The following is a 12,046-nucleotide window of genomic DNA, read 5'->3' as shown; positions in this document are numbered from 1 at the left end:
TCGGCACAGCTTACTCGGTGTAAGTCCGCCAACGCTCCGCCCTTCGGTAGATGCTCCCCGCCAGACATCGGCGCGCGCGATCGATCTGGGCCTCGGTTGCACCGTGACTACGCGCGTACATTTCGGCGACTGCCGCCGTATATTTCTCGACGTAGTATCGCACCTCCGAACAGGATATCCGTTGTACGAGCCCCGGCTCGCTGGCCGCCTGCACCTGCGAACTCATCGCCAAAATCAGCGCCCCCGCGCCGATCGCACGCCGTAACATCGTCGTCCTCCCACCCACAGAACCGGCTGCCAGGACGCCTGAATCGTGCGGCTCGCGCAAATTAACAATGGTGGGAGCGCGCAAAGTTTGTGGACATTGTTGCTGAGAAGCGTCATCCGCAGAGCTCTCGGCTTTCAATGCTATCGGCTCGTTCCTTGCGTGGAACCGCTCGTGCCGCATCAGTCGGCCCGCCAGAGTCCCCGCCTCCAATCCGATGCGATCGCTCTGCTGCGCTCTCGCTGCCTCACCACGGCATAGCGGATCAGGCATCGCCGACGCGCCGCGCTATTTCTTGTTGGCGTCGAGCACCTTCTTGCAGCTGTCAGCGAGCTGGGCGTACTGCTTGTTCAAGCAGGCGATGATGCGGCCGCCGCCGGGGGTGACGGTCGCGCAGTATTTCTCGTAGTCTGCCTTGCACGCCGTCCTTTGCTCTTCGGTCAGAGCCTGGGCGACAGCGGCCTGCGACAGGCCGACCAGGGCAGTGACCAAAACGGCGTATCCGAGCTTTGACATGAAAATCCCTCTGGTGCCCGTTGCGTTGCTCCCGTCATCATGAAGATCGCCACATTCAACATCAACAACATCGGGCGACGGCTCCCCAACCTGTTGAGCTGGCTCCGCACCGCCAAGCCCGATGTGGTCTGCCTGCAAGAGCTCAAATGCACCCAGGAGGCGTTTCCGATCGAGGCGATCGAGCAAGCCGGCTACCGAGCGGTGTGGCGCGGGCAGAAGACCTGGAACGGCGTTGCCATCCTTGCGCGCAAGACCGAGCCGGTGCTGACCCGCACCGCCCTGCCCGGCACCCCCAAGGACACCGATGCGCGCTATATCGAAGCCGCGGTGCGCGGCATCGTCATCGGCTGTCTCTACCTGCCGAACGGCAATCCGCAGCCCGGTCCGAAATTCGACTATAAGCTCGCCTGGTTCAAGCGTCTGCACAGGCACGCGGCCAAGCTCATCAAGAGCGAGCTGCCGGTGGTGCTGGCCGGCGACTACAATGTCGCGCCGACGCCGCTCGATATCTATCCGACCAAATCCTGGGACAAGGATGCGCTGATCCAGCCCAAGAGCCGCGCTGCGTTCAAGGCGCTGGTGGATCAGGGCTGGTGCGATGCGATCCGCGAGCTCTATCCGGACAAGCCGATGTTCACGTTCTGGGACTACAAGCGCAACCGCTGGCCGCGCGATGCCGGCCTGCGTCTCGATCATCTGCTCTTGAGCCCGCAGCTTGTGCCACGCCTGCTCAAGGCCGGCGTGGACCGCGCGGTGCGTGGCGAAGACGGCGCCAGCGATCACGCGCCGGCATGGGTCGTGCTGAAGTAGCGCTGATATCATGATGCGATTAGGAAGAATCGCATCATGATCTCATCTGTTTGATTGCGCATGATCGCCGCACAAACGCCTATGGCGTTTGTCGCGAGGGAAAACCGGTTTCCACTTTTCCGGATCGTGCTCTAGTCCCGTCCGGCGTCCATGATCGCCTGCGCGAGCCGCGCCGGATCGGAGAAGCAAAGCTCGTGACTGCCGGGGACTTGCACCAGTCGGAATAGCCCAAGCTTGCTCGATAGCCGCGGATGCCATGGCAGGCTGTGTGGCAGCGCGGTATCCTCGGTGCAGTTGATGTAGGACTTGGCGATGCTCATCTCTGCCGGGTTGGTGCGCAGTCCGATCTTGTCCGTGAAGGTCTTGTTCGGATGCGGATTGAGCACCTCATAGGCGCGGGTGGCAGTCGCGAGATCGGCGTCGTTGATGAAGGCCTCGCGCCAGACCGGAAACGGCAGAACCACAGAGCCGTCGCCGCGCTCGGCGCTGATCGCGTCGAACAGCGCAACATAATGCGGCGGCACCATGTCGTTGAGTGACTCGCCGTCATTGGGAACGAAAGCGTTCCAGTAGACCAGCCTGCGGATTCGCGCCGGCACGCGATCGGCGACCCCGGTGATGATCATACCGCCATAGGAATGGCCCATCAGAATGATCTCGTTGAGGTCCTTCTCGGCGAGGTCATCGACGATGGATTGGATCGCCTCGTCGAGGCCGATCGTCTTCGGGTCGCCGGGCCGATTACCCCTGATGGTTGGCAGATGCACGGTGTGGCCCGCAGCACGAATATGCGCCGCAACCGGCTCAAACTCTGCACCCGTGTGCCAGGCGCCGTGGACCAGGACGTAGATTGACATGGTCGGTTTCCTTTGCAGGATATTTGACAGCTGAGCAGCCAGTGTGGCGCAGCGGCGGATGCCGCGCTTGGCTGGAACTGAACCCAATTGGCTTGGGAGCGAACTGGTGCCGGATGTGCAGGCGCTACAGCGGAGCTGGAATACCGAGGCGGTCAGGCCGGCCGAGCAGTTCTCATTCTACCGCGAGGCGATCTGCCAAGCTTTCATGAATCTCACGCCGGAGTGGCCGAAGGGAGCCGCCTTCCCGGCGCGTGTCGAGAATGTTCAGTTCGGCGACGGTGCCGTAAACCGGGTCACCTTTCCCGAGCATACCGTGCGGCGGCTGCCATCCGACATCGCCGCGTCCAGCCGGCGCTGCTTCTACCTGAATCTCAAGCTCGCGGGCCGCTGCCGCATCCTGCAGGACAGTCACGAGCTCAGCCTCTCCTCCGGGCAGGTCGGCATCTTCGACAGCGACCGGCCGTTCACGCTGATACATGATCGCGGACCGGTCCTCGGCGTCGCCTCGTTCAAGGTCCCCGCCGAGGCCATAAACGATCGGTTGGGGCCGTCGGAATCCGTCCCGCCGACGCATGTGTCCGACGATCCTGCGCTCGGGACACTGATCGTGGAGAGCGCGCGATCCTTGAACGCCAATGCCCTGCGCATGCCGCCGGCGGATGCGGCGGCGTTGTTCGGCGTGCTGCTCGATCTTGTCGCATTGGCTCTGGCGCGCCGCAGCCGTGGCAACGTACGCGAAGCAAGCTCCTTCGCGGACGCGACCACGCTGGCGTTACGCCGCGCCATCCATGAGCGGCTGCGCGAGCCGCGCCTGACGGTCACCAGCATTGCCACTTCGGTCGGGATCAGCGAGCGCTATGTGCACAAGCTGCTCGCGCGGGCCGGCACAAGCTTCTCCGAATTCGTGATGGAGCGACGTCTCGACGGCGTCGCGGCGGAGCTGCGCGACCCCGCTCACACCCGTCGCGACATCGGCAGCATCGCTTTCGACTGGGGCTTTGCCGACCTCTCCCATTTTACGCGCCGGTTCAAGCATCGCTTCGGCGTGCGGCCGCGCGACTAGCGGGAGGGGAAGTAGTTCAACTGATCGGCCACGGCGGCATCCGAGGAGGCGCGCAGGGCACAGATCACGCAGTCAGCCGCTTGGCGTTGGCGGCGACATGCTCGCGGTAGCGGTCGACGACCACAGCGGGGCTCGCGCCGGCCATCAGCTCTGCGGTGGCTTCCAGCGCAGCGACGATCTTCTCGGTCACCATCAGTTCGGCCTCGTCGCCGGCATCGGCGTCGCAGCGCGCGAATTTCTCGAGCCGCAGTCGGATCACCTCAGCCGCCTCCATCGCGAGCAGCGCCCCCGCAAACCAGGGAAAGCTGTCCGTTAGCGGCGCGCTGCTGTCCGGCGCGCCAGAAGGATTATCGTCCATCGTGTGCGGCTCCAAAGTCCGAGGAACTGACGTGACAGCATGGGCCTGAAACTCTAACAGCCGGCACGTTCAGAGGCAGGCTTTTTCGCAACCCTTGGCACTTGCCATTAACCATGCCGATCGCACCGGTCTGAAGCCCACGCGACACCGCCGCGCCCGGTGCCCGGTCCGGTATCCGGTGCCAGCATCACGCACTTCGGCTGTCGGGCCAGACCTGCTCCAGATTGGTCGACCGCTCGGGCAATCCCTCGGTCAGGACCGCGGTGCCGCCACACACCGGCAGATGGACGACGAGGCTTGCCGCATCCGGAACGTCGGGCCGCGGCGTCGCGTTCAACAGCAGGATCTCATCGCGCGTGCGCCTGATCTCCTTGAACTCGTAGCTGAACGCCGCCGAGTTGCGCGGGTATTCGCGCCAGATCTGCCCTTGTTTCCTGAAACTGCTTTGGGTGCCGGCATAGACATCAGCGTAAGACAGGCAGGCCGGAATGTTCAGCGTCTTGAGCACGGCCTCGCCGACATTCGAGACCGCGGGAAGCGCGCTGTTCACCGCTCCGATGGCGGCCAACACGGTCGTGGCCGCGGCGGCAAGGATCGCCAGCAATCCCCGCGTCGTCATGCGCGACTGCGCCTTGGGGGAAGAAAGCTTGGGGGAAGAAAGATGTGCATGGGCCATGACTGCGCTCTCCGCGTCTTGGCAAGCAGCGCGCAACAGGTGGCCGCCGATTGCCGCCAACCGAGGTCCGTTCACGGAAACCTAATCTGGCGCAAATCCGGCTTGGCGAGTGTGACGCAGCTCACAACCTTCGATTTCTCGATGGGCGTGGCGCTACGGGAAGACGAGCCGCGCCGCACATCGCCGATGCGCGCCGCAGAAGCTGCTGGAATAGCCCGGCCGCGGCCCCCAATTGTGCTAAGACGTGGTCCCGATCTTCCCGCTAACGATTCCCTTCCCTTCATGGCCAAGAACGCACTGTCCTTTGTCTGCCAGAACTGCGGCGCGGCCTATTCGCGCTGGCAAGGCAAATGCGAGGCCTGCGGCGAGTGGAACACGCTGGCCGAAGAGGACACCACGGGCGCGACCTCGGCGCCGGTCTCGCTGCGCTCCAAGCGCAAGGGCCGGCACTTCCAGCTCGAAAGCCTGTCCGGCAAGAGCCTGGACGCTCCCCGCCTCTCCTCCGGCATGACCGAGCTCGATCGCGTCACCGGCGGCGGGTTCGTGCGCGGCTCGGTGCTGCTGGTCGGCGGCGATCCCGGTATCGGCAAATCGACGCTTCTGACGCAGGCGACCTCCATGCTGGCCCGCGCCGGCCACCGTGCCGTCTATATCTCCGGCGAAGAAGCGGTGGCGCAGGTGCGGCTGCGCGCGGAGCGCTTGGGGCTGGCGGACGCGCCGGTGCAGCTCGCCTCCGAGACCTCGGTCGAGGATATCATCTCCACGCTGTCCGAAGGCACGGTGCCGCGGCTGATCGTGATCGACTCGATCCAGACCATGTGGACGGACACGGTGGAGTCCGCGCCCGGCACCGTGACCCAGGTCCGCGCCTCCGCACAGGCCCTGATCCGCTTCGCCAAGAAGTCGGGCGCGGCGATCATCCTGGTCGGCCACGTCACCAAGGACGGCCAGATCGCCGGCCCCCGGGTGGTCGAGCACATGGTTGACGCAGTGCTGTCGTTCGAAGGTGAAGGCTCGCAGCAGTTCCGGATCCTGCGCGCGGTGAAGAACCGCTTCGGCCCGACCGACGAGATCGGCGTGTTCGAGATGACCGGTCTAGGCTTGCGCGAGGTTACCAACCCCTCGGAGCTGTTTCTGTCCGAGCGCGATCTCGGCAGCCCCGGCACCGCCGTGTTTGCCGGCATCGAAGGCACCCGTCCGGTGCTGGTCGAGATGCAGGCGCTGGTGGCGCCGACCTCGCTCGGCACGCCGCGCCGGGCCGTGGTCGGCTGGGACCCGAGCCGGCTGTCGATGGTGTTGGCGGTGCTGGAGGCCCATTGCGGGGTCAAGCTGTCCGGCCATGACGTCTATCTCAATGTCGCCGGCGGCTTGCGCATCCATGAGCCCGCCGCGGATCTCGCCGCGGCCGCCGCGCTGGTCTCTTCGCTGGTCAATGCGCCCTTGCCGCCGGACGCGGTCTATTTCGGTGAGATCTCGCTGTCCGGCGCGGTGCGACCGGTGGCACAGACCTCGGCGCGTCTGAAGGAAGCTGCCAAGCTCGGCTTCGGCCGGGTGGTGCTGCCCGAACAGACGCGCGGCGAGATCGGCGGCGATGCCGGCCTTAGTCTCAACACCGTTGGCGGGTTGACGTCCCTGGTCGCCGAAATCGCCGCGCGCGGCGTTCCACGGGGCCGACCGGACGGCGCGAGGCAGGAGAATGGCCGTAAGCTTGCGGAAAAAAATGCCACACCAGCGAGATTCCGCCGCCAGGACGGCTAGCCGCATCGTGACGTTCCCGTGACTCGCCGCTATACAACCCCGCAACCGGGGCTACCCACAGGATCGTGCCACCTTGCGGCCTTGTCGGGGAACCGCCCGCTCTCCCAAGAGAGCATGGCCGTGCCGCCGATTCGGAAGACGACCTTTGACCAGTGAAGCGGACCTGACCAGCCGATGCCGATAACGATCCTCGATCTCATCCTGCTCGGCGTCATGCTGATTTCGGGACTGCTCGCGATGGTCCGCGGCTTCATGCGCGAGGTACTGTCGATCGCGGCCTGGGGCGCCGCCGCGTTGGTAACGCTTTATTCATTCTCGAAGCTGCTGCCGACCGCGAAGACCTATTTCAACAACGACACGGTCGCGAGCGTGGTCGTGGTCGCCGGTACCTTCATCGGTACCCTGATCGTGGTGTCGATCATCACGGTCCGCATCTCCGACATGATCCTGGATTCGCGAATCGGCGCGCTCGACCGCACGCTCGGATTCCTGTTCGGACTGGGCCGCGGCCTTCTGATCGTGGTGGTCGCATTCCTGTTCTTCAGCTGGCTGGTGCCGGAAAAGCAGCGGCCCGATTGGGTCACCGGTGCAAAATCCCGCGTCGTCCTGCAGGGAACCGGGGATTGGCTGATGTCGCTCTTGCCTGACGACCCCGAGAACACCATTTTAAAGAAATTCAAGAAGAACAAGCCGGACGACGACCAGACTGACACCGAGCCGCCAGCAGCAGGCGGTGATGGGTACTCAAAGCCTGCCCGCGACAGCTTGAAAAAGCTGATCGAGAAGCCCGCGGCCAAGTGAGGCCGAGGCCTCGCCTAGCAAGGCGGCATGTGAACGAGACCCAGAAGAGAGGCGCGATGGACCAGAACCACGATTCTTCCGGCGAAGCCCAACAAGCGGATCTGGACTTTGGACCTCCCCCCTACCTACGAGACCCCGACCTAGATGGAGACACGCTGCGCGAGGAGTGCGGCGTGTTCGGCATTTATGGGCACGACGACTCCGCCGCGATCACCGCGCTCGGCCTGCACGCGCTTCAGCATCGCGGCCAGGAGGCCGCCGGCATCGTCTCCTATGACGGCTCCCGCTTCCACAGCGAACGACGGCTCGGCTTGGTCGGCGATACCTTCTCCCGCCGCGAGGTGATCGAGCGCCTGCCCGGCAATGTCGCGATCGGCCATGTGCGCTATGCCACGACCGGCGCCACCATCCTGCGCAACGTGCAGCCGCTGTTCGCCGAGCTCAACGCCGGCGGCTTTGCGGTCGGCCACAACGGCAACCTCACCAACGGCCTGACCTTACGCCGCGAGCTGGTGCGCGCCGGCGCCATCATGCAGTCGACCACGGACACCGAGGTGATCCTGCATCTGGTCGCGCATTCCCGCCGCACCAATTTCATCGACCGCTTCATCGAGGCGCTGCGCGCCATCGAGGGCGCCTATTCGCTGGTCTGCATGACCAACAAGAAGCTGATCGGCGCGCGCGATCCGCTCGGCATCCGCCCGCTGGTCTATGGCGAGCTCGAGGGCTGCCCGATCCTGGCCTCCGAGACTTGCGCGCTCGACATGATCGGCGCGCGCTACATCCGCGACGTCGAGCCCGGCGAAGTCGTGATCTTCGACGAGCAAGGTATGCACAGCCACAAGCCGTTCCCGCCGAAACCGGCGCGGCCCTGCGTGTTCGAATACATCTATTTCGCCCGCCCCGATTCCATCGTCGGCGGCCGCTCCGTCTACGAGGTGCGCAAGGCGTTCGGCGCCCAGCTTGCCCGCGAAAGCCATGTCGATGTCGACGTCGTGGTGCCGGTTCCGGATTCCGGCGTGCCGGCCGCGCTCGGCTACAGCCAGCATTCCGGCGTGCCGTTCGAGCTCGGCATCATCCGCAACCATTATGTCGGCCGCACCTTCATCCAGCCGACCCAGAGCATCCGCGAATCCGGCGTGCGCATGAAGCACTCGGCCAACAAGGCCGCGATCGCGGGCAAGCGCATCATCCTGATCGACGACTCGCTGGTGCGCGGCACCACCTCGAAGAAGATCGTGCGCATGATGCGCGACGCAGGCGCGACGGAAGTGCATTTCCGCCTGGCCTCGCCGCCGATCCTCTATCCCGACTATTACGGCATCGACCTGCCGGACCGCGGTGGCCTGCTCGCTGCGACCCATTCGCTGGAGGAGATGCGCGAGCTGATCGGCGCCGACTCGCTCGCCTTCCTGTCGATCGACGGCATGTACCGCGCCATGGGCGAGCCCGCGCGCGACCCGGCCAGCCCGAAATTTTCCGACCACTGCTTCACCGGCAGCTACCCGACCCACCTCACCGACCAGGCGCTGGTCGAGCCGCAGCCGCGGCAATTGTCGCTGCTGGCCGAGGCGAGCTGACGCGCAGCGTCATCCCGGGGCAAGGCGCAGGCCTTGAACCCGGGATCTCGAGCTTATTTATCCGTGCCCATTCCGATCGAGATTCCGGGTTCGATGCTTCGTATCGCCCCGGAATGACGGCCGTTATGGCTATGGGCTTGTCCTAGCCGGTCACGTCTGTAAAAACCGCGCCAACCAAGACGCGGAAACAGCCATGTCCCTCCCCCTCGCCTCCCGTATCGCCCTCGTCACCGGCGCCTCGCGCGGCATCGGCTATGCCACCGCGCACGCGCTGGCCCGCGCCGGCGCGCATATCGTCGCCGTCGCCCGCACCCAAGGCGGGCTCGAGGAGCTCGACGACGAGATCCGGAAGGAGACCGGCAACGGCGCCACGCTGGTGCCGATGAGCATGACCGACACCGACGGCATCGCGCGGCTCGGCGCGGCGCTGCACGAGCGGCACGGCAAGCTCGATATTCTCGTCGGCAATGCCGGCGTGCCCGGCCCCTCCTCGCCGCTCGGCCATATCGACCTGAAGGCCTGGAACGATGCGGTCGCGGTCAATGCGACCGCCAATTTCCAGCTGATCCGCTGCATGGAGCCGCTTCTGAAGGTCTCCGACGCCGGCCGCGCCCTCTTCGTGACCTCCGGTGCCGCGCACAAGGCATCGGCCTATCTCGGCCCTTACGCCGCCAGCAAGGCCGCGCTGGAGACTTTGGCGCGGGTGTGGGCCCACGAGACCGAGCGCACGCCGCTGCGCGTCAATCTGTTCAGCCCGGGACCGATCCGCACCCGCATGCGCGCCACGGTGTTTCCCGGCGAAGATCCTGACACGCTCGACACGCCCGAGCAGGTCGCCAAATTCATCGTGCCGATGTGCCTGCCAAGCTGGACCGAGACCGGCAAGCTCTACGACTACAAGAGCCGCACGCTGAAGAACTTCCAGCCGCCGACCTGAGCGGTTGCAGGGCGGCAACTTCGACGGCTACTTGGCGTCCTCGTCCTCGCCGGCCGCGACCTTGACGAGGCTGATCGCGCGCTCCGGGCAGGCAACGACGCACAGGCCGCAGGCCAGGCAGCGGTCGCTGCGCGGCGTATAGGCCGTCTTCATGCCGTGAACCCGAACGCGCAGGCGGCCGACGAAGGACAGCGCGCGGAAGTCGGCCGGCTCGATCGCCGTAACGTCGAATACGTCGTAGGGACAGACCTCGACACAATCGCCTTTAGCCTCGCATCGATTGCGATCGACAACGGGGACGTAGGCGCCGGGCATGGCCTGGCATTCGGTCCCCGGACGGTCGGGATGCCGCGCGGCCTTGCGCACCTTGGCCGGATTGGCTCGCTTGGAGCGACGCGGCTTGGCGACGGAGTCCGGCACACCGCCGGCTGCTGGGATCAGCTCGGAGTCACGCATCGGCGGTCAACACCATGATGTTGCCGCCGGGATCACACAGCCGATGCTGATCGCCGTCGCCCATGACGTCGATCCGTCCACGCCACCGATGGCTGTAAACGCCACCGCCTCTCATCAGGCTGCGACAGAGTCAGAGCAGTCACCATGGTCTCCATTCGGCGAGGCCGTTGAAGCTTGCCTTCCCAGGAGTGCACATGATCCGAACGCGCAGGGGCATCAGCGGGAGGCCGCGCATGGCTACTTCCTGTCCTGCTTGGCGTTGGCCGGCGTCTGATGATCGCGCGCCGCCACCAGCTCCTTGCGCAGTTTCTCCTGCTCCTCCCACGTCAACACCGGACGCTGTTCGTCACGGGGCACGTCGTTCACGGGAAGATAGTTGTAAGTATTGCCGAACCGCTCGGCCTCCGACGGCATCACGCCCGAGGACGCGCAGCCGGCAAGCGACAGTGCGGCGATCAGCCAGGCCGCCGCTGCACGCGCGCGGCGTCCGACCGCCGCCGCTTCAATCCGCGACATCTCGATGCGGACGATCATCGCACCGCTGCTCCCACATCGGCCGGATGAAGCTCCGCGATACCGAGCGTGCGCCCCGCCCCTGGCAGCCCGGGCGGGCTCTTCGTCCAGGGATAGCCGCGTCTGCCCATCTGGTAACCGCGATCGAACAGCGCGCCCATATAGGCCCGGTCGAACGGTCCATCTGCCTGCACCGTAAAATCGTCCGGGATGCTGGCGAGATTGAAATCAACGCCGTTGAATTTGGTGATGGAGTAGATGCGGTAAAGATCTCCGATGCCCTGGTTCTTGATCAGGGTGGACAGCGAGCGCTGCGTGACCGAGAGCATGTCGGCACCGACGTTCTCCCATTGCGGGTCGATGCGAGCGTTGCGAATGACGAACAGCCGCGCGCCGCGCGATGCGCGCCCGGCCCGCTGGCTCGCAATCAGGCGCTGGATCGACGGGCCGATGAAGACCTGCCGGGTGACGCCGCCATCGACATGAAGCTCGTCATAATCCTTGTCGCCGATGCGAACCTTGATGCGCACCGGTGCGAACGCACCGGGCACGGTAGCCGAGGCCAGCAGCACCTGGCGAAACAGCGCGATCGCCTCGGGCGTATCGACCGCAGCGATTCGGCCCATATCCCACAGCACCGGCCGCTGGGCATCGAGGTCGGTCGTCCCGATCAGCAGGACACGCCCCTTGCTACTCTCGCGGGCGACATCGCGCAGGAAGTCGCGATCGACATATTTCTCGATCAGGTTCGAGAGCGGCGCATTGTCGGCCAGTGCCGCTCCCTGCAGCAGTCCGGAGACGTTGACCGTGAAGATGTCCTTCCGGCCATAGGTGGTGAAGATCTCGCGCAGCTTGTCGTCGCGCTCGCGGCCGAGAAACACGAACGGCGCGATCAGCGCGCCCGAGCTCACCCCGGTCACCATGTCGAACGACGGCCTCTTACCGGACTCGCTCCAGCCGACCAGAAGGCCCGCGCCGAACGCGCCATTCTCCGCGCCGCCGGAGATCGCGAGGAAGTTGAGCTGCCGCGACGCCAGGGCATTCGCGGAAACGCGTTGCACGAGCGTGTCGGCAAATGCCGGCGTCGCCTCATCGCCCCAATACCGGACGTCTCGGAAGCCGACCGGATCGAGGTGGCCGGAAGCCATCTCCGGCGGCGCAGTGCGGGGCATGAGCGCGGCACAGGCCGCGAGCTGGGCGGACGCCAAGATCGCCCCGGCGATCCGAAACAGTTGCGCCGCGCGGCTGCGGAACGATACCTCTCGCCCGGGCGCGGTCGCGCCTATCGCCCCCCTGGGCGTGGCCAACGCAGGAAAGCCCCGCGACATCAGGTCGAGACGCATCATACCCCTGGATACCTTGGCCGCTCATTCCTAGATAAACTACTCTAATAATGTTCCACAACTTCCCGCCCACGTCCACTAAAGTTAGATCAAATTCTCTAGATTAGAGGACA

The 12,046-nt window shown here is 65.3% G+C and carries 13 protein-coding genes; 6 read left to right on the top strand and 7 right to left on the bottom strand.

The window, feature by feature from the left end:
* Window positions 1-553: 553 nt before the first annotated feature.
* Window positions 554-781, bottom strand: coding sequence for a cysteine rich repeat-containing protein (locus QX034_RS27670; protein ID WP_316189337.1), 228 nt, complete (start codon window positions 779-781; stop codon window positions 554-556).
* A gap of 39 nt (window positions 782-820) precedes the next feature.
* Here QX034_RS27670 and QX034_RS27665 point away from each other — a divergent pair, with 39 nt between their 5' ends.
* Window positions 821-1,591: an exodeoxyribonuclease III gene (locus QX034_RS27665; RefSeq protein WP_315704223.1), complete on the top strand. Its 771-nt coding sequence runs from the start codon at window positions 821-823 to the stop codon at window positions 1,589-1,591.
* Between the two features lie 131 nt (window positions 1,592-1,722).
* Here the strand turns inward: QX034_RS27665 and QX034_RS27660 are convergent, their stop codons facing one another.
* Window positions 1,723-2,448 (bottom strand): alpha/beta hydrolase, encoded by a 726-nt coding sequence (locus QX034_RS27660; protein WP_315704225.1) that lies wholly within the window; start codon window positions 2,446-2,448, stop codon window positions 1,723-1,725.
* Window positions 2,449-2,554: 106 nt separating this feature from the next.
* Between QX034_RS27660 and QX034_RS27655 the strand changes: the two genes are divergently transcribed.
* A complete protein-coding gene (locus QX034_RS27655) occupies window positions 2,555-3,511 on the top strand; it encodes a helix-turn-helix domain-containing protein (protein WP_316196338.1) in 957 nt (318 codons plus the stop codon).
* Between the two features lie 64 nt (window positions 3,512-3,575).
* Here QX034_RS27655 and QX034_RS27650 read toward each other — a convergent pair whose 3' ends face one another.
* Together QX034_RS27650 and QX034_RS27645 are read right to left on the bottom strand one after the other, a co-directional pair.
* Complete coding sequence (locus tag QX034_RS27650) at window positions 3,576-3,869, bottom strand: hypothetical protein (RefSeq protein ID WP_315744428.1); 294 nt, start codon at window positions 3,867-3,869, stop codon at window positions 3,576-3,578.
* Window positions 3,870-4,056: 187 nt separating this feature from the next.
* Entirely contained in the window at window positions 4,057-4,545 is a 489-nt protein-coding gene (locus tag QX034_RS27645; RefSeq protein ID WP_315704227.1) for a hypothetical protein, read from the bottom strand.
* Window positions 4,546-4,827: 282 nt separating this feature from the next.
* On the opposite strand from QX034_RS27645, the gene radA reads away from it, so the two are divergent.
* From radA to QX034_RS27625, 4 genes are all read left to right on the top strand, one after another.
* Window positions 4,828-6,303 carry a DNA repair protein RadA gene (gene radA / locus QX034_RS27640; protein WP_316196144.1) on the top strand — a complete coding sequence of 492 codons (1,476 nt, stop codon included), beginning with the start codon at window positions 4,828-4,830 and terminating at the stop codon, window positions 6,301-6,303.
* 174 nt (window positions 6,304-6,477) lie between these two features.
* The gene (locus QX034_RS27635; protein WP_316196143.1) at window positions 6,478-7,104 is read left to right on the top strand and encodes a CvpA family protein; all 627 of its coding nucleotides are present in this window, start codon (window positions 6,478-6,480) and stop codon (window positions 7,102-7,104) included.
* Between the two features lie 56 nt (window positions 7,105-7,160).
* Window positions 7,161-8,684: an amidophosphoribosyltransferase gene (gene purF / locus QX034_RS27630; RefSeq protein ID WP_315704230.1), complete on the top strand. Its 1,524-nt coding sequence runs from the start codon at window positions 7,161-7,163 to the stop codon at window positions 8,682-8,684.
* A gap of 193 nt (window positions 8,685-8,877) precedes the next feature.
* Window positions 8,878-9,621: an SDR family NAD(P)-dependent oxidoreductase gene (locus QX034_RS27625; RefSeq protein WP_316196141.1), complete on the top strand. Its 744-nt coding sequence runs from the start codon at window positions 8,878-8,880 to the stop codon at window positions 9,619-9,621.
* A 27-nt stretch (window positions 9,622-9,648) separates the two neighbouring features.
* On the opposite strand, the gene QX034_RS27620 is transcribed toward QX034_RS27625, so the two are convergent.
* The 3 genes from QX034_RS27620 to QX034_RS27610 form a co-directional block, all read right to left on the bottom strand.
* Window positions 9,649-10,077, bottom strand: a complete 429-nt coding sequence (locus QX034_RS27620; protein WP_315744425.1) for an ATP-binding protein — start codon at window positions 10,075-10,077, stop codon at window positions 9,649-9,651.
* A 237-nt stretch (window positions 10,078-10,314) separates the two neighbouring features.
* Window positions 10,315-10,611 carry a hypothetical protein gene (locus QX034_RS27615; RefSeq protein ID WP_315704233.1) on the bottom strand — a complete coding sequence of 99 codons (297 nt, stop codon included), beginning with the start codon at window positions 10,609-10,611 and terminating at the stop codon, window positions 10,315-10,317.
* Complete coding sequence (locus QX034_RS27610; RefSeq protein ID WP_316196139.1) at window positions 10,608-11,936, bottom strand: patatin-like phospholipase family protein; 1,329 nt, start codon at window positions 11,934-11,936, stop codon at window positions 10,608-10,610. The genes QX034_RS27615 and QX034_RS27610 overlap by 4 nt, the downstream gene beginning before the upstream one ends.
* Window positions 11,937-12,046 lie beyond the last annotated feature (110 nt).

It is taken from the genome of Bradyrhizobium sp. SZCCHNR3119 (assembly GCF_032487775.1).
GTDB lineage: Bacteria > Pseudomonadota > Alphaproteobacteria > Rhizobiales > Xanthobacteraceae > Bradyrhizobium.
This window is presented reverse-complemented; position numbering and strand designations above follow the sequence as displayed.

Bases quoted from the DNA above. Each gene is read 5' to 3' on its own strand.
- QX034_RS27670 (WP_316189337.1), bottom strand. From the start codon at position 781: ATGTCAAAGCTCGGATACGCCGTTTTGGTCACTGCCCTGGTCGGCCTG.
- QX034_RS27665 (WP_315704223.1), top strand. From the start codon at position 821: ATGAAGATCGCCACATTCAACATCAACAACATCGGGCGACGGCTCCCC.
- QX034_RS27660 (WP_315704225.1), bottom strand. From the start codon at position 2,448: ATGTCAATCTACGTCCTGGTCCACGGCGCCTGGCACACGGGTGCAGAG.
- QX034_RS27650 (WP_315744428.1), bottom strand. From the start codon at position 3,869: ATGGACGATAATCCTTCTGGCGCGCCGGACAGCAGCGCGCCGCTAACG.
- QX034_RS27645 (WP_315704227.1), bottom strand. From the start codon at position 4,545: ATGGCCCATGCACATCTTTCTTCCCCCAAGCTTTCTTCCCCCAAGGCG.
- radA (WP_316196144.1), top strand. From the start codon at position 4,828: ATGGCCAAGAACGCACTGTCCTTTGTCTGCCAGAACTGCGGCGCGGCC.
- QX034_RS27635 (WP_316196143.1), top strand. From the start codon at position 6,478: ATGCCGATAACGATCCTCGATCTCATCCTGCTCGGCGTCATGCTGATT.
- purF (WP_315704230.1), top strand. From the start codon at position 7,161: ATGGACCAGAACCACGATTCTTCCGGCGAAGCCCAACAAGCGGATCTG.
- QX034_RS27625 (WP_316196141.1), top strand. From the start codon at position 8,878: ATGTCCCTCCCCCTCGCCTCCCGTATCGCCCTCGTCACCGGCGCCTCG.
- QX034_RS27620 (WP_315744425.1), bottom strand. From the start codon at position 10,077: ATGCGTGACTCCGAGCTGATCCCAGCAGCCGGCGGTGTGCCGGACTCC.
- QX034_RS27615 (WP_315704233.1), bottom strand. From the start codon at position 10,611: ATGATCGTCCGCATCGAGATGTCGCGGATTGAAGCGGCGGCGGTCGGA.
- QX034_RS27610 (WP_316196139.1), bottom strand. From the start codon at position 11,936: ATGATGCGTCTCGACCTGATGTCGCGGGGCTTTCCTGCGTTGGCCACG.